This window comes from Pseudomonas piscis (assembly GCF_009380155.1).
In the GTDB taxonomy this organism is placed as follows: Bacteria; Pseudomonadota; Gammaproteobacteria; order Pseudomonadales; family Pseudomonadaceae; genus Aquipseudomonas; species Aquipseudomonas piscis.
This window is the reverse complement of record NZ_WHUV01000004.1, coordinates 349,393-368,770: the sequence shown is the minus strand read 5'-3', so window position 1 is coordinate 368,770 and position 19,378 is coordinate 349,393. Positions and strand designations below refer to the sequence as shown.

Below are 19,378 nucleotides of genomic sequence, written 5' to 3'. Positions count from 1 at the left end.
GCCTACCCGAACCAGAATCCCGCCGCAGCGGCAAGGAGCCCCAATGCCAACAATTGAAATGGAATGTCGCCTGCTGGCGCAAAGCGCCAGCGTCCCTCCGGCAGCCGATGCGAGGGTTCGCCCATGACCGGCCAGGCCTCGCCCTACCTGAGCGACAGCTACGTCGAGGAAACCCGCTTCGGCTTCTGGTTCCTGCGCAGCCATACCTGGCAGCACCATGTGTTGCGAGTAGCGATCAACGATTTGCGTTCGCTGTTCGACGACGAGCCGCCGCATGCTCCGGTACTGCTGGACGCCGGCTGCGGCCAGGGCAAGTCGTTCCAGCACTTGCGCCAGGTGTTCGCTCCCCAGCGCCTGATCGGCATCGATGCCGACCCCCACAGCCTCACGCTCAGCGCCGAGGAAGCCCGGCGCCAGCAATGGGAGGTGGAGCTGATCGGCAGCGACTGCGCGACCCTGAAGCTGGACGACGCCAGCGTCGACCTGTTGTTCTGCCACCAGACCTTCCATCACCTGGTGGAACAGGAAAAAGCCCTCGCCGAGTTCTATCGTGTGCTCAAGCCCGGCGGCTACCTGATGTTCGCCGAATCCACCCAGGCCTATATCGATACCTGGGTGATCCGCTGGCTGTTCCGCCACCCCATGCACGTGCAGAAAAGCGCCACCGAGTATTTGCAGATGATTCGCCAGCAAGGCTTCGAGTTCTCCGAGGACAATGTGTCCTATCCGTACCTGTGGTGGAGCCGCGCCAAGGACTTCGGCCTGCTGGAGCGCCTTGGCCTGCGTCAACCGCCACCGGTGGGCCAGCGCGAGGAAACCCTGGTCAACGTGGTGGCTCGCAAGCCCATGGCGGCGCCGGGTACCGGGCAAGGTCGAGCCTCATGATCCGTGCCCTGCTGCTCGGTTGTGTCCTGCTGCTGAGCGCCTGCGCCAGCCAGGCGCCACTGCCGCAACGCGCGCCCGCGCTGGACCTGCCACTGCAACTGCATATCCAGCGCCAAAGCCAGGGCCAGCGCCAGGATTGGCTGCTGGTGCTGCAGGCTGAAGGTCCGGGACTGCGCTGGTCGCTGATGGATCCCCTGGGCATTCCCCAGGCCCGCCAACGCCTGGTGGATGGCCAATGGCAAGCCGATGGCCTGCTGCCGCCCAATCCCGAGGCCAGGGAGCTGTTCGCCGCCCTGCTGTTCGCCTTGACCCCGGCGGCCGAATTGCCAGCCAGCTACCCCGGCGCTCAAACCCAAGACCAGCGCCGGGCCCTTGGCCAACGCTGGCAGGTCACTTATCGACAAACACTGGATTTCACCGTGCAACTGCCCCAAGGCCCGCACTATCACGTCACGGCGCTGACCACCGAGGCCACTCCATGACCGCCTACCTCAACGCCCTCGGGCTGATCTGCGCCCTGGGCGGCAATCGCCCGGAAGTCGCCCGCAGCCTGTTTGCCGGCGACTGCTCGGGCATGCGCGCAGAAAGCGGCTGGGTACCCGAACGCACGTTGCCGGTGGCCGCGGTGCGGGGGCCCCTGGCCAGCCTGCCACCGGGCCAGCAGGTCCATGGCAGCCGCAACAACCAGCTGCTGCTGGAGGCCACGCTGCAGATCGAGGACGACATCCACCGGGCCATCGAGCGCTACGGCCATGGCCGGGTCGGCGTGGTCCTGGGCACCAGCACCTCGGGGATCGACGAGGCCAGCCGCGGCCTCGCCGGCTACCTGCGGGACCGGCGGTTCCCGGCGGACTACAACTATCGCCAGCAGGAGCTCGGCGCCCCGGCCAACTTCCTCGCCCAGTGGCTGCAATTGAGCGGGCCGGCCTACGTGATCTCCACCGCCTGTACCTCCAGCGCCCGGGCCCTGCTCAGCGCCCGACGCCTGCTGGACCTGGGGATCTGCGACGCGGTGCTGTGCGGTGGGGTCGACAGCCTGTGCAAGCTGACCCTCAATGGTTTCTCGGCCCTGGAGGCGGTCTCCGGCCAGCGTTGCAATCCGTTTTCGCGCAATCGCGACGGCATCAATATCGGTGAGGCCGCGGTGCTGTTCCTGATGACCCGGGAACCCGGCACCGGCCCTTCCATCGCCCTGCTCGGCGGTGGCGCCAGTTCCGATGCCTACCATATCTCCGCGCCGGCCCCCGACGGCCGTGGCGCCCTGCAAGCCATGGAGCTGGCGTTGCGCAGCGCCCGGCTGCAAGCCCGGCAGATCGCCTACCTGAACCTGCACGGCACCGCCACCCAGCACAACGACGCCATGGAAAGCCTGGCGGTGGCCGGGCTGTTCCCCGAGGGCGTGCCCTGCTCCTCGACCAAGCCCATGAGTGGCCATACCCTGGGCGCCGCCGGGGCCCTGGAAGCAGCGTTCTGCTGGCTGGCCCTGGGTGCCGACAACCCGGGTGGAGCCTTGCCGCCCCATGTCTGGGATGGCCAGGCCGATCCAGCGCTGCCAGGGCTGCACTGGGTCACCGCCGCCGACCGCCTGGAGCCCCGCTCACCCCGCCGCCTGATGAGCAATTCCTTCGCCTTCGGCGGCAACAACGTCAGCCTGATTATCGGAGACGCCCCATGATTGACTGGTCGCTCGCCGAACTGCTGCCCCACGCCGGCGACATGATCCTCATCGACCAGGTCCTGGCCTTCGATGAAGAGCAAGTGCGCACCCGCCTCCAGGTTCGCCCCGGCGGCCTGTTCAACCGGCCCGACGGCAGTCTGCCAGCCTGGGTCGGCGTCGAGCTGATGGCCCAGAGCGTCGCCGCCTACGCCGGTTGCCGTGCCCGCCAGCAAGGCCAGCCAGCGGAGCTGGGCTTCTTGCTGGGCACTCGCAAGTTCCAATGCAATGTCGAGTGCTTCCCCGCCGGCAGCGTGCTGGAAATCCATGCGCTGCGCTCCCTGGAGGACGACAACGGCATGGGCGTGTTCGAGTGCCACCTGAGCGGCCCGGGCATCGCCGCCAGTGCACGCCTGAACGTCTATCGCCCGCCCCGGGCCGCCGACTACCTGCATGAAACCGCCGATTCTTCCAAAGGAACCCCGTCATGACTGACTCCGTACTGGTCACTGGCTCCAGCCGTGGCATCGGCCGCGCCATCGCCCTGCGCCTGGCCCAGGCCGGTTATGACCTGGTGCTGCATTGCCGCACCGGCCGTACCGAAGCCGAAGCCGTCCAGGCCGAGGTCCAGGCCCTGGGCCGTACCGCCCGCATCCTGCAATTCGATGTCGCCGACCGCGCGGCCTGCAAGGCGGCCCTGGAAGCCGATGTCCAAACCCATGGTGCCTACTATGGCGTGGTGCTCAATGCCGGCCTGACCCGCGACGGCGCCTTCCCGGCCCTGGGCGAGGAAGACTGGGACCAGGTGCTGCGCACCAACCTCGACGGTTTCTACAACGTCCTGCATCCCGTGATGATGCCGATGATCCGGCGCCGCGCAGCGGGGCGAATCATCTGTATCACCTCGGTCTCGGGGCTGATCGGCAACCGTGGCCAGGTCAACTACAGTGCCTCCAAGGCCGGCCTGATCGGCGCTGCCAAGGCCCTGGCCATCGAGTTGGGCAAGCGCAAGATCACCGTCAACTGCGTGGCCCCGGGCCTGATCGACACCGCCATGCTGGATGAGAACGTGCCAGTGGAAGAACTGCTGAAAATGATTCCGGCGCAGCGCATGGGCACCCCAGAGGAGGTCGCCAGCGCGGTGAATTTCCTGATGTCCGCCGAAGCCGCCTACATCACCCGCCAGGTGCTGGCGGTCAACGGGGGCTTGTGCTGATGAAGCGCGTGGTCGTCACCGGCATGGCCGGCATCACCGCCCTGGGCAACGACTGGGACAGCCTGGTCGAGCGCTTCGCGGCCAATCGCAGCGGCATCCGGCGGATGGACGAGTGGGACAGGTTCAGCGAGCTCAACACCCGCCTGGCCGGCCCCATCGACGATTTCCAGGTGCCCGGGCACTGGACCCGCAAGCAGCTGCGCAGCATGGGCCGGGTCTCGCGGTTGGCGGTCGCGGCCGCCGAACAGGCCCTGGCCGACGCCGGGCTGCTGGGCGATCCCTCGATCAAGGATGGGCGCATGGGCGTGGCCTGCGGCTCGTCCACCGGCAGCACCGAGGAGATCAAGGCCTTCGGCAACATGCTGCTGAACTCGGTGGCCGAAGGGCTCAACGCCAACTCCTACGTGCGCATGATGCCCCACACCACTGCGGCCAATATCAGCATCTTCTTCGGCCTCACCGGGCGCCTGATCCCCACCTCCAGCGCCTGTACCAGCGGCAGCCAGGGCGTCGGTTATGCCTACGAGGCGATCAAGTTCGGCCGCCTGCCGATGATGCTCGCCGGGGGCGCCGAGGAGCTGTGCCCCACCGAAGCCATGGTGTTCGATGCGCTGTATGCCACCAGCTTGAAGAACGACGCGCCCCACAGCAGCCCGCGGCCCTACGATTGCGATCGCGACGGCCTGGTGATCGGCGAAGGCGGCGGCATGCTGGTCCTGGAAGAGCTGGAGCACGCCCTGGCCCGGGGAGCGCGGATCCACGCGGAAATCGTCGGTTTCGGCAGCAACGCCGACGGCCAGCACACCACTCGTCCCGAGCAGGCCACCATGCGCCGGGCCATGGAGCTGGCGCTGGAAGACGCGGCCCTGGCGCCCGCCGCCATCGGCTACGTCAACGGCCATGGCACCGCCACCGAACAGGGCGACATCGCCGAGACCCAGGCCACCAGCAGCCTGTTCGGCAACCGCATGCCCATCAGCTCGCAAAAGAGTTTCCTCGGCCACACCCTGGGCGCCTGCGGGGCCCTGGAGTCCTGGTTCAGCATCGAGATGCTCAAGCGCGACCTCTACGTGCACACCTGCAACCTGGACCGGGTCGACCCTCGCTGCGGCGAGCTGGACTACCTGCAAGGCGGTTTGCGTGCCATGAGCCACGAATACGTGATGAACAACAACTTCGCCTTCGGCGGCGTCAACACCTCGTTGATCTTCCGCCGCTGGTCCTGACCCTTGCCCCCTCCTGGAGAAAATGGAATGTCCTCCCTGCTTCGCGCCACCTTGATCGTCCTCGCCCTGCTGGGCACCGCGGCCTGCACCAGCAAGCCGATGTACACCCCCAACCGCATCATCCCGGCCACCATCCAGACCAACCACGAGCAGGTCAAGCAAGCGATCCTGAAGAACCTGGTGGCCCGCCAGTGGACCGTGCGGCAAATCGGCCCCGAGCTGATCCAGGCGGATATCACCGTGCGCGAGCAGTTCTACGCGAAGATCGATATCCAGTACTCGGCCAACCACTACAAGATCGTCTATCGCGACAGCCGCGCCCTGGACTACCAGGACGGCAAGATCCACAAGAACTACATCCGCTGGGTACGCCTGCTGGACAAGGGCATCCTGCGTGACCTGCGCGACGGCCAGAATCAGCGCACCGCGCAGCAGTTGTCGGACTCGGCCAAGGCCTCTCCCGCGGCCCAATGACCCCTGTGGCCGCTGGCGAGCGCCGGGGAGGCTGCGCACCCGCGCAACGCGGGTGCAGCTCCTGACGGCCCCGCGGCGTTGACGCCGCCTCGCCGGCTCGGCAACGGCTACAAGATCGATCAGCGTCTACACTCGCAACAGCGGGCCGACGCGCCATGACGGCTTGCCTTTCACATCCGTCAAGGAGCCGACCATGCAAGTGAAAGCGCTGATTGCCCTGGCCCTGCTGTCCGTCTTCAGCCCTGACAGCCGGGCCACCAACCTGATGTACATGCCCTTCGAGAGCGTGGTGTCCGATGCCCTGCGCGCCGGGCGCCTGGACGGCAGCGTGAAGTTCTACCTGGCGGGCAACCCGCACCCGGCGGTACTTCAGGTCAAGGTCACCGAGCTGGCCACCAACAAGAAGACCAACGCCTTCAACAAGAGCGATATCGCCGCCTGCGAATGGGCCCTGCAATCGGCCCTGATCACCCTGCAGGCCGCAGCCAAGCGGGTCGGCGCCAACGCCGTGACCAACATCGTCAGCTACTACAAGCATCGCGTGCGCAAGGACCTCAACACCTACGAGTGTCGCGCCGGGGTGTTGATGGCCGGCGTGGCGTTGCGCGGCGACCTGGTGTTCCTGCAAACGCCGCCCCGCCCCAACAGCCCTTCAGCACGCGGCCCCGGTCTTGCGCGTCAGTAGCTCGACGAAGGCCTTGGCCATGGGCGAGCACTGGTCCTTGCGCTGCACCAGCCACACCGCCGTCATGGCTTGCGGGTCCAGCAGCCGGCGATAGACCACGCCGTCGATACGCATGCGCTGGTAGGACGCCGGCAACACCGAGACCCCAAGGCCCGCGGCCACCAGGCCGATGATGGTCATGGCCTCCGAGGCCTCCTGGGCGAAATGCGGGGTGAACCCGGCATCCCGCGACAGGTTCAGCAACTGGGCGTACAAGCCGCTGCCATAGCTGCGGGGAAAGAACACGAAGGGCTCGTGGGCCAGTTCGGACAGGTACAGGCCTTCTTCGCGACCTTCGGCCAGCGGGTGCTTGGAGCTGAGCACCGCCACCAGTGGCTCGCGCAACAGCTCCACCACCGACAGCGAATCCGGCAGCGGCAAGGGCCGCATGATGCCGACCTGGATGGCCTGGTCCACCAGCGCCTCGGCCACCTGGGTGCTGCTCATTTCCTTGAGCTTGAGGTGCACGGCGGCAAAGCGTTGGCGAAAGGCGAAGATCGCCTGGGGAATCGTCGAGTTGAAGGGCGCCGACGAGGTGAAGCCGATCTTCAACTCGCCCAGTTCGCCCAACTGCGCGCGACGGGCCACATCGGCGGCCTTGTCCACCTGGGCCAGCGCCAGGCGAGCCTCTTCGAGGAACAGCCGGCCAGCCTCGCTGAGTTCGACCCGACGATTGGTCCGCTCGAACAAACGCGCGCCGATCTCTTGCTCCAGGGCCTGGATCTGCTGGCTCAGAGGCGGTTGGGAAATTCCCAGGGCCTGGGCCGCGCGGCCAAAGTGCAGCTCCTCGGCCACGGCGATGAAGTAACGCAGGTGACGCAATTCCATGGAAACCCCATTGAGTCGTAGAACCTATCAAACAGGTCGAACAATATATTGGAATGAATTATTAGCCGGCTATATGCTTTTTTCATTGCCTGCCTGGCTGCGTTCCCCCCGAGGTCCCCGTGAAAACCGCTGTCGCCCCGCTTGCCCACGAAATTCCCTCTACGCCCCTGGACGAGGTAGTCGCCCAACTCAACGACGCCTATATCGAGAAAGGCACGCCGCTGTTCATGCGCACGGTGCTGGCCCTGTTCTCCGGCGGCTTCGCCACCTTCGCCCTGCTGTACTGCGTACAACCGATGATGCCGCTGCTGTCCCTGGAGTTCTCCATCAACGCCGCCCAGAGCAGTCTGGTGCTGTCGGTCTCCACTGCCTTGCTGGCCGTGGGCCTGCTGGTCACCGGGCCGATTTCCGATCGGATCGGGCGCAAGCCGGTGATGGTGGCGGCCCTCTTGGCCGCGGCCCTGTGCACCATCGCCAGCGCCCTGATGCCCAGCTGGCATGGCGTGCTGGTGATGCGCGCGCTGGTGGGGTTGTCCCTGAGCGGGCTGGCGGCGGTGGCCATGACCTACCTCAGCGAAGAGATCCACCCCCAGCACATCGGCCTGGCCATGGGCCTGTACATCGGCGGCAACGCCATCGGCGGCATGAGTGGGCGATTGATCACCGGGGTGCTGATCGATTTCGTCAGCTGGCACACGGCGATGCTGGTGATCGGCGCTCTGGCGCTGATCGCCGCAGCGGTGTTCTGGCGCATCCTGCCCGAGTCGCGCAACTTCCGCCCACGCTCGCTGCACCCACGCAGCCTGCTGGACGGCTTCACCATGCACTTTCGCGATGCCGGCCTGCCGCTGCTGTTCCTCGAGGCCTTCATGCTGATGGGGGCCTTCGTGACCCTGTTCAACTACATCGGCTATCGCCTGCTGGCCGCGCCGTACCACATGGACCAGGCGTTCGTCGGCCTGCTGTCGGTGGTGTACCTGTCGGGGATCTACAGCTCGGCGAAAGTCGGCGCCCTGGCCGATCGCCTGGGGCGGCGCAAGATGCTCTGGGCCACCATCGTGCTGATGCTCGCCGGCCTGGCCCTGACCCTGCTGGAGCCGCTGCCGGTGGTGATCATCGGCATGCTGGTGTTCACCTTCGGCTTCTTCGGGGCGCACTCGGTGGCCAGCAGCTGGATCGGTCGCCGCGCCACCAGGGCCAAGGGTCAGGCTTCGTCGTTGTACCTGTTCAGCTACTACGCCGGCTCGAGCATCGCCGGCACCGCGGGCGGGGTGTTCTGGCACCTGGCGGGCTGGAACGGCATCGGCCTGTTCATCGGTGCCCTGCTGCTGGTGGCGTTGCTGGCGGCCTTGAAGCTAGCCAAGCTGCAACCCCTGGCAGCGCCCTGAGCCCAAGACGAGCATGCCGGCGCCCGACTCTCGCAGGGCATCTGCAAGGTCGGGCGCCGGCATCGGTATCGCCTGGGATGAGCGAGCGGCTTACTTGAGGATTTCCACCAGGTCGACGTCGATCTCGCGCTTCATCAAGCCCTTCTCCACCTCGCCGGTCAGCTTGACCAGGGTCTTCTCGTTGAAGGCCACCGGTGGCAGGTTCTCGTCGTCGATCTCGACGGTGATGGTGCCGCTGGAATCCTTGAATTCGTACTTGTCGTCGTTATCCAGCTTTTTGGTGACATAACCCTGGAGCACCACCGGGGTGTCGTCCGAGGCATCCTTGGCGGCGGCAACGGTAGTGACCGCCTGGGCCCCGGGGCCGGTATAGCCGGTAGCCAGGGCAGCGGTGCTGAACAGCGGGGCGAGCAAGAGGACGAGGTAACGGGTTTTCATGGCAGTGGTCCAATCCGGGTTTCGATGCCGGCAAGGTTAACCACCCAGGCTGAATTGAAACTTAATCGGCGCCCTGGCCTTTTCACCCGCAAGAAAAAGCCCGGCCAAGGCCGGGCTCGATCGCAGCAGGTGCGGTTACTCGTGGTACTGCGCCGACAGCTCGTGCACCGCCTGCAGGAAGGCGCCGGCGTGTTCCGGGTTCACTTCCGGGGTGATGCCATGGCCCAGGTTGAACACGTGGCCGCTGCCCTTGCCGTAGCTGGCGAGGATGCGCGCGACTTCAGCGCGGATCGCCTCCGGGTTGGCGTAGAGCACGGTGGGGTCCATGTTGCCTTGCAGCGACACCTTGGCACCGACCCGGCGCCGGGCTTCGCCGATATCGCAGGTCCAGTCCAGGCCCAGGCTGTCGGCACCGGCATCGGCAATGCTTTCCAGCCACAGGCCGCCGCCCTTGGTGAACAGGATCACCGGCACCTTGCGCCCTTCATGCTCGCGGATCAGGCCGCTGACGATCTTGCGCATGTAGGCCAGGGAGAACTCCTGGTAGGCCGCCGCCGAGAGGCTGCCACCCCAGCTGTCGAAGATCTGCACCGCCTGGGCGCCTGCACGGATCTGCCCGTTCAGGTAGGCGGTGACCGACTGCGCCAACTTGTCCAGCAGCAGGTGCATGGCTTGTGGGTTGTCGTAGAGCATGGCCTTGGACTTGCGGAAGTCCTTGGACGAACCGCCCTCGACCATGTAGGTCGCCAGGGTCCAGGGGCTGCCGGAGAAACCGATCAGCGGCACGCGGCCGTTGAGTTCGCGGCGGATGGTGCTGACCGCGTCCATCACGTAGCCCAGGTCCTTGTGCGGATCGGGGATCGGCAAGGCCTCGATGTCGGCCAGGGTGCTGACCACTTTCTTGAAGCGCGGGCCTTCGCCGGTCTCGAAGTACAGGCCTTGGCCCATGGCATCGGGGATGGTCAGGATGTCGGAGAAGAGGATCGCCGCATCCAGCTGTGGATAACGGTCCAGGGGCTGCAGGGTGACTTCGCAGGCGAACGCTGGATTCATGCACAGGCTCATGAAGTCACCGGCGTTGGCGCGGCTGGCGCGGTATTCAGGCAGGTAGCGCCCGGCCTGACGCATCATCCACACCGGGGTGACGTCTACGGGTTGCTTGAGCAGGGCACGGAGGAAACGGTCGTTCTTCAGGGCAGTCATGTCGGCATCCGGAAAAAAAGTGGGGGCATTTTCTCAGAGCGCGACATAAAAGGCACGGCAAGAGCCGTGCCTTTTATGTATCGGGTCAATTTGTCGCGGACTACAAGCAGCTATTTAAGCGTCGCGAGCGAAGGCAAGGCAAGGCGAAAACAGACGAGGAAGCGGAGTTGACTGCTGTCAATGAGCATTCCGAGTCTGTTTTCAACGCAGCATTGCCGAGCGCAGCAGCTTAAACGCCCAGGTAGTCGAGGATGCCTTCGGCGGCGTTGCGCCCTTCGAAGATCGCCGTCACCACCAGGTCGGAACCGCGCACCATGTCGCCACCGGCGAAGATCTTCGGGTTGCTGGTCTGGTGCTTGTACTGGCCCTGCTCCGGCGCCACCACGCGGCCCTGGCTGTCGGTCTGGATCTGGAACTGCTCGAACCAAGGCGCCGGGCTCGGACGGAAGCCGAAGGCGATGACCACGGCATCGGCCGGGATGATCTCCTCGGAACCCGGGATCGGCTCGGGGCTGCGCCGGCCACGGGCGTCCGGTTCGCCGAGACGGGTCTCGACCACCTTCACGCCTTCGACCTTATCTTCACCGACGATGGCGATGGGCTGGCGGTTGTAGAGGAACTTCACGCCCTCTTCCTTGGCGTTCTTCACCTCTTTGCGCGAGCCGGGCATGTTGGCCTCGTCACGGCGATAGGCACAGGTCACCGACTTGGCGCCCTGGCGGATGGACGTGCGGTTGCAGTCCATCGCGGTGTCGCCACCGCCGAGCACCACGACCTTCTTGCCGTTCATGTCGACGAAATCTTCCGGCGACTTCTCGAAACCCAGGTTGCGGTTGACGTTGGCCACCAGGAAGTCCAGCGCGTCGTACACGCCCGGCAGGTCCTCGCCGGCAAAACCGCCCTTCATGTAGGTGTAGGTGCCCATGCCCATGAACACCGCATCGAACTCGGCGAGCAGTTGCTCCATGGTCACGTCTTTGCCAACCTCGGTGTTGAGGCGGAACTCGATGCCCATGCCGCTGAAGACTTCCCGGCGATTGCTCAGCACGGTCTTTTCCAGCTTGAACTCGGGGATGCCGAAGGTCAGCAGGCCACCGATCTCCGGGTTCCTGTCGAATACCACCGGCGTCACGCCACCACGTACCAGCACGTCGGCACAGCCCAGGCCCGCCGGGCCGGCACCGATGATCGCCACGCGCTTGCCGGTGGGCTTGACCTTGGACATGTCCGGGCGCCAGCCCATGGCGAAGGCGGTGTCGGTGATGTACTTCTCCACCGAGCCGATGGTCACTGCGCCGAAACCGTCGTTGAGGGTGCAGGCGCCCTCGCACAGGCGGTCCTGCGGGCATACGCGGCCGCAGACTTCCGGCAGGGTGTTGGTCTGGTGCGACAGCTCGGCGGCGGCCAGGATGTTGCCCTCGGCCACCAGCTTGAGCCAGTTGGGAATGAAGTTGTGCACCGGGCACTTCCATTCGCAGTAGGGGTTGCCACAACCCAGGCAGCGATGGGCCTGTTCGACCGATTGCTGGGGTTTGAAGGGCTCGTAGATTTCCACGAACTCTTTCTTGCGCTGACGCAACAGTTTCTTCTTCGGATCCTTGCGCCCGACATCGATGAACTGGAAGTCGTTATTCAGACGTTCAGCCATTTTTCAAAACCTCTATACAGCAGCTGCAAGCTATAAGCTGCAAGCCGCAAGTCGATCACTAATGCCCGGCAAACCTCGTACTGCTTCGCTTGCAGCTTGAGGCTCGCCACTTGCAGCTGCTTTATTGCGGGTTGGCCCGGGTGCTGGAGAGCAGGTTCTTCAGGTTCGCCGCCTTCGGCTTGACCAGCCAGAAGCGACGCACGTAGTCGTCCAGGTTTTCCCAGAGCTCACGGCCCCATTCACTACCGGTTTCCTCGACGTACTCGCCCAGCACGCGCTGCAGATGGCTGCGATAAGCCTCCATCGCCTCGCCGGTGATCCGCTGGATCTCCACCAGTTCATGGTTCAGCTTGTCGACGAAGCTGTTGTCCATGTCCAGCACGTAGGCGAAGCCGCCCGTCATGCCTGAGCCGAAGTTGTAGCCGGTCTTGCCCAGGACGCAGACAAAACCACCGGTCATGTATTCGCAGCAGTGATCGCCGGTGCCTTCCACCACGGTATGGGCACCGGAGTTGCGTACGGCGAAACGCTCGCCCGCAGTGCCGGCGGCGAACAGCTTGCCGCCCGTGGCGCCGTACAGGCAGGTGTTGCCGACAATGGCACTATCCTGGGTCTTGTAGGCGCTGCCCTTGGGCGGGACGATCACCAGCTTGCCGCCGGTCATGCCCTTGCCCACGTAGTCGTTGGCGTCGCCTTCCAGGTAGAGGTTCAGGCCGCCGGCGTTCCACACGCCGAAGCTCTGGCCCGCAGTGCCCTTGAAGCGGAAAGTGATCGGCGCCTGGGCCATGCCCTGGTTGCCGTGGACCTTGGCGATCTCGCCGGAAATCCGCGCGCCGATGGACCGGTCGCAGTTGCAGATATCCAGTTCGAACTCGGCACCGCTCTTGTCGTTGATGGCTGCGCGCGCCATCTCGACCATCTTCTCGGCCAGCAGGCCCTGGTCGAACGGCGGGTTGCGGTCCACCTGGCAGAACTGCGGCTTGTCCGCCGGTACGTGGTCGCTGCCCAGCAACGGGGTCAGGTCCAGGTGGTGCTGCTTGGCGGTCTGGCCTTCGAGCACCTGGAGCAGGTCGGTACGGCCGATCAGCTCTTGCAGCGAACGCACGCCCAGCCTGGCCAGCCACTCGCGGGTTTCCTCGGCCACGTAGGTGAAGAAGTTCACCACCATGTCGACGGTGCCGATGTAGTGGTCCTTGCGCAGCTTGTCGTTCTGGGTGGCGACGCCGGTGGCGCAGTTGTTCAGATGGCAGATGCGCAGGTACTTGCAGCCCAGGGCGATCATCGGCGCAGTGCCGAAGCCGAAGCTCTCGGCGCCGAGGATGGCCGCCTTGATCACGTCCAGGCCGGTCTTGAGGCCGCCGTCGGTCTGCACCCGGACCTTGCCGCGCAGGTCGTTGCCGCGCAGGGTCTGGTGGGTTTCGGCCAGGCCCAGTTCCCATGGGGCGCCGGCGTACTTGATCGAGGTCAGCGGCGAAGCGCCGGTGCCACCGTCGTAGCCGGAGATGGTGATCAGGTCGGCATAGGCCTTGGCCACGCCGGCGGCGATGGTGCCGACCCCGGCCTCGGCCACCAGCTTCACCGAAACCAGTGCCTGGGGGTTGACCTGCTTGAGGTCGAAAATCAGCTGCGACAGGTCTTCGATCGAGTAGATGTCGTGGTGCGGTGGCGGCGAGATCAGGGTCACACCCGGAACCGCGTAGCGCAGCTTGGCGATCAAGCCATTGACCTTGCCGCCGGGCAACTGGCCGCCCTCGCCGGGCTTGGCGCCCTGGGCCACCTTGATCTGCAGCACTTCGGCGTTGACCAGGTATTCCGGGGTCACGCCGAAACGGCCAGTGGCCACTTGCTTGATCTTCGAGCTCTTGATGGTGCCGTAGCGGGCCGGATCTTCACCGCCCTCACCGGAGTTGGAGCGCGCGCCCAGGCGGTTCATCGCCTCGGCCAGGGCCTCGTGGGCCTCCGGCGACAGCGCACCGAGGGAGATGCCGGCGGAGTCGAAACGCTTGAGGATCGCTTCCAGGGGCTCGACTTCGCCGAGGTCCAGCGGCTGCTCCAGGGTCTTGACCTGGAACAGGTCGCGAATCATCGACACTGGGCGGTTGTCCACCAGCGCGGTGTATTCCTTGAACTTGGCGTAGTCGCCCTGTTGCACCGCGGCTTGCAGGGTGTTGACCACATCCGGGTTGTAGGCGTGGTATTCGCCGCCATGGACGAACTTCAAGAGGCCGCCTTGCTGGATCGGCTTGCGCGGGCTCCAGGCTTCGGCGGCCAGGGCCTTCTGCTCGGCCTCGATATCGACGAAACGCGCACCCTTGATCCGGCTCGGTACCCCACGGAAGCTCAGGTCGCAGACTTCTTCGGACAGGCCGATGGCTTCGAACAACTGCGCACCACGGTAGGACGTGATGGTGGAGATGCCCATCTTCGACAGGATCTTCAGCAGGCCCTTGGTGATGCCCTTGCGGTAGTTCTTGAACACCTCGTAGAGGTCACCCAGCACCTCGCCGGTACGGATCAGGTCGCCCAGCACTTCGTAGGCCAGGAACGGATAGACCGCCGAGGCGCCAAAGCCGATCAGCACCGCGAAGTGATGCGGATCGCGGGCAGTGGCGGTTTCCACCAGGATGTTGGAGTCGCAGCGCAGGCCCTTCTCGGTCAGGCGGTGATGCACCGCGCCGGTGGCCAGGGACGCATGGATCGGCAGCTTGCCCGGGGCGATATGGCGGTCGCTCAGGACGATCTGGGTGCGGCCGGCCCGGGCGGCTTCCTCAGCCTGGTCGGCGACATTGCGGATCGCCGCTTCCAGGCCGACGCTCTCGTCGTAGTTGAGGTCGATGATCTGGCGCTCGAAACCCGGGCGCTCCAGGTTCATCAGCGAACGCCACTTGGCCGGGGAGATCACCGGCGAGCTGAGGATTACCCGCGAGGCATGCTCGGGGGATTCCTGGAAGATGTTGCGCTCGGCACCGAGGCAGATCTCCAGGGACATGACGATGGCTTCGCGCAGCGGGTCGATCGGCGGGTTGGTGACCTGGGCGAACTGCTGGCGGAAGTAGTCGTAGGGGGTGCGCACGCGCTGGGACAGCACGGCCATCGGCGTGTCGTCGCCCATGGAGCCCACCGCCTCGTAGCCCTGCTCGCCCAACGGCCGCAGCACCTGGTCACGCTCTTCGAAGGTGACCTGGTACATCTTCATGTACTGCTTGAGCTGGTCGACGTCGTAGAAGGCCGAGCCGTGGTCGTTGTCTTCCATGGTGGCCTGGATGCGCAGGGCATTCTTGCGCAGCCATTGCTTGTACGGATGACGGGACTTGAGACGGTTGTCGATGGCGTCGGTGTCGAGGATCTGCCCGGTCTCGGTGTCCACGGCGAAGATCTGCCCCGGACCGACCCGGCCCTTGGCGATCACGTCCTCGGGCTGGTAGTTCCAGACGCCGATTTCCGAGGCCAGGGTGATGAAGCCGTTCCTGGTGGTGACCCAGCGCGCCGGGCGCAGGCCGTTGCGGTCCAGCAGGCAGACGGCATGGCGACCATCGGTCATGACCACGCCGGCCGGGCCGTCCCAGGGCTCCATGTGCATGGAGTTGTATTCGTAGAAGGCGCGCAGGTCGGCGTCCATGGTCTCGACGTTCTGCCAGGCCGGCGGAATGATCATGCGCACGCCGCGGAACAGGTCGATACCGCCGGTGACCATCAGCTCCAGCATGTTGTCCATGCTCGAGGAGTCGGAACCCACGCGGTTGACCAGCGGCCCCAGCTCTTCCAGGTCGGGGATCAGGTCGTTGGCGAACTTGGTACGCCGCGCCACCGCCCAGTTACGGTTGCCGGTGATGGTGTTGATCTCGCCGTTGTGGGCGAGGAAGCGGAAGGGCTGGGCCAGCGGCCACTTCGGCAGGGTGTTGGTGGAGAAGCGCTGGTGGAACACGCAAATCGCGGTCTGCAGGCGCTCGTCGCCCAGGTCTGGATAGAAGGCGGCGAGGTCCGCCGGCATCATCAGGCCTTTATAGATGATGGTCTTGTGGGAAAAGCTGCAGATGTAGTGGTCGGTGTCGGCGGCGTTGGCCACCGAGGAGCGACGCCGGGAGCTGAACAGCTTGATGGCGAAGTCCTGGTCGCTCAGGCCTTCACCGCCGATGAACACTTGCTCGATCTGCGGCAGGCGCTCAAGGGCCAGGCGCCCGAGCACACTGGTGTCGATCGGCACCTTGCGCCAGCCCAGCAACTGCAGGCCGGCGGCCAGGATCTCGCGGTTCATGTTTTCCCGCGCGGCTTCGGCCTTGGCCGGATCCTGGTTGAAGAACACCATGCCCACGGCGTACTGCTTGGGCAGGTCGGTCCCGAAGTGCTCCTTGGCGACAGCGCGCAGGAACAGGTCGGGTTTTTGTATCAGCAGACCGCAACCGTCGCCGGTCTTGCCGTCCGCGTTGATCCCACCGCGGTGGGTCATACAGGTCAGGGCCTCGATGGCCGTTTTCAACAGGGTATGACTGGGTTCGCCCTGCATATGGGCGATCAGGCCGAAACCACAGTTATCCTTAAATTCATCGGGTTGGTACAGACCTGCTTTCATAGACACTTTCTCACCAGGCTGCCTCTTTTCGAGACAAATTTCTTTTCAATTCAACCTGTTACCTTCCACGTCGAACGTACGCCGACTTTGCAGGGGCAAAAGGGAGGTCATTGTACACACCGACACATAACCCCACAAATTTAACGACGATCTGTCGCAAATTCGTGTCGCATTTATGAACGTTTTAAAGCGATACGCTGTGCTAGTCAAAAAGTTTTGTCTTTGACTGCAGCGACTCAAAAACTACTGTGACGCAGACACCACAAAGCACGCGGCCTGTAGGGCAGCATGCTGATGCGGAAATTTGAGGTTGCCTGGAGAGGCGGCCTGGGTAAGGCCGCCGAATCTTCAGCGGGCTGTTGCGAGTTCTTGTTGAACGCTGGCGACAGTGCGAGGCCAAGGTTTACCAGCCTGAACCTTCGCTGGCAAGGATTTGATAGCGCTGACCGCTGCATCGCGGCTTGCAAAGTTGCCGTAGGTGATCACATACAGCGGCTTGCCGTTGAGGACTTTCTTGAAGTAGCGGTACTCGCCGCCCTGCTCCTTGACGAAGTTCTGCGCGGTGGCTTCCGAGCTGGTACCCAGGATCTGCACCACGTAGTTGCCAGGCGCCTGGCCGGCGTACCAGCTGCCACCGGCCGCAGCCTTGGCCACGGTGAGCGGTTTCTCGGCCGGCTTGGCGGCAGGAGCAGGCTTGGCAGCTACTGGTTTTTCCACCGGCACCGGCTTTGGCGCAGGAGCGGGCTTGGCTGTGGCGACCTGGGTCGGGGCCGGAGTCGGACGCGGGGTCGGGGTCGCTGCCGGGCCAGCTGGAACACCAGCAGGTGGCGCAATGGTGGTCACGGTTGGCGGAACGGCGCTGGAGCCCGCTACCGGCACCCCATCGTCACCCTCGGTGATTCCGCCCGCAGCCTCGGCCAGCGGACCACGCATCACCGGCTGCGACTGACCGACCAACGGCAGAGGCATCGGTTGTGACGAGCCGGCGAACTCCACCGCCGGGCTGCCATTGGCATTCGGTGCCTGGCCCAGCGGCAACTGCGCCTGTTCGTTGGCCGGCGTCCCGGTGGCGGGCGCCTTGCCGCGACCCGGCATCAGCCAGGCCGCGGCAACGGCCACGACCACTACGGCGGAAATGGCCAATACGTGTTTCTTAGGCATGTTGAACCCCATACTTGGACGCTTTACCGCAGAGCGGCTGGCGATCATTGCTTCGATCATCGCATCCCTGGCGACCTGGTTGATGTTGCCCGGCCAGCCATCGGAGCTTTCGTGAATATCACTGATCTGATCTGCGGAGAAAAGTTCGATGCCCTGTCCTGCGCCCTCGAGACGCTGGGCCAGGTATTCCCGGGTTTCCTCCTCGGTGTAGGGCTGCAGTTCGATGACGTGGAAACGCTCCTGGTCGGTGCTGAACTGGTCCAGCGCCGCGATCAGCGACGACTCGCCGAACAGGAAGACATGGGGACGACCTTCCGGGGCGCCCGCCGCCAGCGCCAACAGCGCCTCGAGCGCGGACTCGTCGAGCTGCTCGGCATCGTCCACCAGCAGGTAGACCTCCTGGCCGGTCAGGGCCAGTTGCACCACCTGGGCCAGGATCGCGCCGATCTCGGCCTGGGCCACGTTCAGCGCCTGGGCCACCTGGCGCAGTACACCGGCGGCATCGCCGGCGCCACGGGCGGAAACCACCACGCTCTGAACCGATTGCTTGTTGGTGCTGGCGACCAGCGCCTGGCGCAACAGGGTCTTGCCGCTGCCCTGGGGGCCAGTGACCACCAGCAGCAGCTGGCTGTAGCGGGCCAGATGGTGCAGTTGCCCCAGCACGGGCTTGCGCTGGGCAGGGAAGAACTTGAAGCCGGGGACCCGAGGAGCGAAGGGGTCGTGACTCAACTGGTAATGGCCGAGGAATGCCTCGTCCGCGTGCAAACTAGTCATCGGAATCTATCAACCTTTAAGCTGAGCCAGGGCGCGGTAGTCCGCTCCCAGCGTGGCCTGTAGAACCTCTTTCGGATAGTCGTCGGTCACTACGGCTTCGCCCATGCGGCGCAGCAGTACCAGGCGCAAACGACCATCGATCACTTTCTTATCTATTGCCATGTGTTCGAGAAAATCGGCCTCGGTCATCTCCTCGGGCGGAATGACCGGCAGGCCGGCGCGCTGGAACAGGGCGATGCCGCGATCACGCTCCTGCGCGCTGATCCAGCCCAGGCGCGACGACATCTCCAGGGCCATCACGGTGCCAGCCGCCACAGCCTCGCCGTGCAGCCACACGCCATAGCCCATGTGGGTCTCGATGGCATGGCCGAAGGTATGGCCGAGATTGAGGGTGGCGCGCACCCCCGACTCGCGTTCATCGGCACCCACCACTGCGGCCTTGGCCGCGCAGGAGCGCTCGATGGCGTAGGTCAGTGCCCGCGGATCCAGGGCCCGCAGGCGATCGACATTTTCTTCCAGCCAGGTGAGGAACGGCTCGTCGCAGATCAGGCCGTACTTGATCACCTCCGCCAGGCCCGCCGACAGCTCGCGGCTCGGCAGGCTCTTGAGGCTGGTGGTATCGATCAGCACCACGTTCGGCTGGTAGAAGGCGCCGACCATGTTCTTGCCCAGCGGGTGGTTGATGCCAGTCTTGCCACCCACCGAGGAGTCGACCTGGGACAGCAAGGTGGTAGGGATCTGGATGAAGTCGACACCACGCTGGTAGCAGGCTGCGGCAAACCCGGCCATGTCGCCGATCACTCCGCCACCGAGGGCGATGACGGTGGTAAGGCGGTCGTGGCGTGCAGTCAGCAGGCCATCGAAGATCAACTGCAGGGTTTCCCAGTTCTTGTAGGCCTCGCCATCGGGCAAGACCACCGAGATCACCGAAAACTGCGCCAGGGTACGGGTCAGACGCTCAAGGTACAGCGGCGCGACGGTTTCATTGGAAATGATCGCCACTTGCCGCCCGGCGATGTGCGGCACCAGCAGCTCGGGCCGGCCCAACAATCCTTCACCGATGTGGATCGGGTAGCTGCGCTCGCCTAGATCGACCTTAAGTGTCTGCATGTGTCCCCACAGAGAAGATGGAAGCAGGCATTGTGCCTTGCATTGACGATGGGCCTCGCCTGGTCATCTGACGCAGCCC

16 protein-coding genes are annotated in these 19,378 nt (G+C 64.9%); 9 read left to right on the top strand and 7 right to left on the bottom strand.

Annotation, left to right across the window (positions count from 1 at the left end; genetic code table 11):
* Positions 1 to 123 precede the first annotated feature (123 nt).
* The 8 genes from GDH07_RS23585 to GDH07_RS23550 all read left to right on the top strand — a co-directional run bounded on the left by GDH07_RS23585 (position 124) and on the right by GDH07_RS23550 (position 6,140).
* Positions 124 to 885: a class I SAM-dependent methyltransferase gene (locus GDH07_RS23585; RefSeq protein WP_152899064.1), complete on the top strand. Its 762-nt coding sequence runs from the start codon at positions 124 to 126 to the stop codon at positions 883 to 885.
* The gene (locus GDH07_RS23580) at positions 882 to 1,367 is read left to right on the top strand and encodes a DUF3261 domain-containing protein (protein ID WP_085595618.1); all 486 of its coding nucleotides are present in this window, start codon (positions 882 to 884) and stop codon (positions 1,365 to 1,367) included. The genes GDH07_RS23585 and GDH07_RS23580 overlap by 4 nt, the downstream gene beginning before the upstream one ends.
* Positions 1,364 to 2,560 carry a beta-ketoacyl-[acyl-carrier-protein] synthase family protein gene (locus GDH07_RS23575; protein ID WP_152899063.1) on the top strand — a complete coding sequence of 399 codons (1,197 nt, stop codon included), beginning with the start codon at positions 1,364 to 1,366 and terminating at the stop codon, positions 2,558 to 2,560. Before GDH07_RS23580 ends, GDH07_RS23575 begins: the two co-directional genes overlap by 4 nt.
* Positions 2,557 to 3,030 (top strand): hotdog family protein, encoded by a 474-nt coding sequence (locus GDH07_RS23570; protein WP_152899062.1) that lies wholly within the window; start codon positions 2,557 to 2,559, stop codon positions 3,028 to 3,030. Before GDH07_RS23575 ends, GDH07_RS23570 begins: the two co-directional genes overlap by 4 nt.
* Positions 3,027 to 3,755, top strand: a complete 729-nt coding sequence (gene fabG / locus GDH07_RS23565) for a 3-oxoacyl-ACP reductase FabG (RefSeq protein WP_022639929.1) — start codon at positions 3,027 to 3,029, stop codon at positions 3,753 to 3,755. The genes GDH07_RS23570 and fabG overlap by 4 nt, the downstream gene beginning before the upstream one ends.
* Positions 3,755 to 4,981, top strand: a complete 1,227-nt coding sequence (locus tag GDH07_RS23560; protein ID WP_053132454.1) for a beta-ketoacyl-ACP synthase — start codon at positions 3,755 to 3,757, stop codon at positions 4,979 to 4,981. Before fabG ends, GDH07_RS23560 begins: the two co-directional genes overlap by 1 nt.
* Before the next feature lie 27 nt (positions 4,982 to 5,008).
* Positions 5,009 to 5,455, top strand: a complete 447-nt coding sequence (locus tag GDH07_RS23555) for a hypothetical protein (protein ID WP_152899061.1) — start codon at positions 5,009 to 5,011, stop codon at positions 5,453 to 5,455.
* Between the two features lie 193 nt (positions 5,456 to 5,648).
* Positions 5,649 to 6,140, top strand: coding sequence for a hypothetical protein (locus tag GDH07_RS23550; protein WP_022639927.1), 492 nt, complete (start codon positions 5,649 to 5,651; stop codon positions 6,138 to 6,140).
* On the opposite strand, the gene GDH07_RS23545 is transcribed toward GDH07_RS23550, so the two are convergent.
* The gene (locus GDH07_RS23545) at positions 6,108 to 7,007 is read right to left on the bottom strand and encodes a LysR family transcriptional regulator (RefSeq protein WP_053132459.1); all 900 of its coding nucleotides are present in this window, start codon (positions 7,005 to 7,007) and stop codon (positions 6,108 to 6,110) included. The two genes, GDH07_RS23550 and GDH07_RS23545, sit on opposite strands and share 33 nt — an antisense overlap.
* 152 nt (positions 7,008 to 7,159) lie before the next feature.
* Here GDH07_RS23545 and GDH07_RS23540 point away from each other — a divergent pair, with 152 nt between their 5' ends.
* Positions 7,160 to 8,395 (top strand): MFS transporter, encoded by a 1,236-nt coding sequence (locus tag GDH07_RS23540; RefSeq protein WP_371857915.1) that lies wholly within the window; start codon positions 7,160 to 7,162, stop codon positions 8,393 to 8,395.
* Positions 8,396 to 8,485: 90 nt separating this feature from the next.
* Here the strand turns inward: GDH07_RS23540 and GDH07_RS23535 are convergent, their stop codons facing one another.
* From GDH07_RS23535 to aroB, 6 genes are all read right to left on the bottom strand, one after another.
* Positions 8,486 to 8,833 (bottom strand): YgiW/YdeI family stress tolerance OB fold protein, encoded by a 348-nt coding sequence (locus GDH07_RS23535; protein WP_022639924.1) that lies wholly within the window; start codon positions 8,831 to 8,833, stop codon positions 8,486 to 8,488.
* A 135-nt stretch (positions 8,834 to 8,968) separates the two neighbouring features.
* Positions 8,969 to 10,036 (bottom strand): uroporphyrinogen decarboxylase, encoded by a 1,068-nt coding sequence (gene hemE, locus GDH07_RS23530; RefSeq protein WP_022639923.1) that lies wholly within the window; start codon positions 10,034 to 10,036, stop codon positions 8,969 to 8,971.
* Positions 10,037 to 10,265: 229 nt separating this feature from the next.
* Positions 10,266 to 11,684, bottom strand: coding sequence for an FAD-dependent oxidoreductase (locus GDH07_RS23525; RefSeq protein ID WP_022639922.1), 1,419 nt, complete (start codon positions 11,682 to 11,684; stop codon positions 10,266 to 10,268).
* 121 nt (positions 11,685 to 11,805) lie between these two features.
* The gene (gene gltB, locus GDH07_RS23520) at positions 11,806 to 16,254 is read right to left on the bottom strand and encodes a glutamate synthase large subunit (protein WP_152899059.1); all 4,449 of its coding nucleotides are present in this window, start codon (positions 16,252 to 16,254) and stop codon (positions 11,806 to 11,808) included.
* 348 nt (positions 16,255 to 16,602) lie between these two features.
* Positions 16,603 to 18,189 carry an AAA family ATPase gene (locus GDH07_RS23510; RefSeq protein WP_152899058.1) on the bottom strand — a complete coding sequence of 529 codons (1,587 nt, stop codon included), beginning with the start codon at positions 18,187 to 18,189 and terminating at the stop codon, positions 16,603 to 16,605.
* A 9-nt stretch (positions 18,190 to 18,198) separates the two neighbouring features.
* Positions 18,199 to 19,299: a 3-dehydroquinate synthase gene (aroB, locus tag GDH07_RS23505; RefSeq protein WP_152899057.1), complete on the bottom strand. Its 1,101-nt coding sequence runs from the start codon at positions 19,297 to 19,299 to the stop codon at positions 18,199 to 18,201.
* Between the last annotated feature and the right edge of the window lie 79 nt (positions 19,300 to 19,378).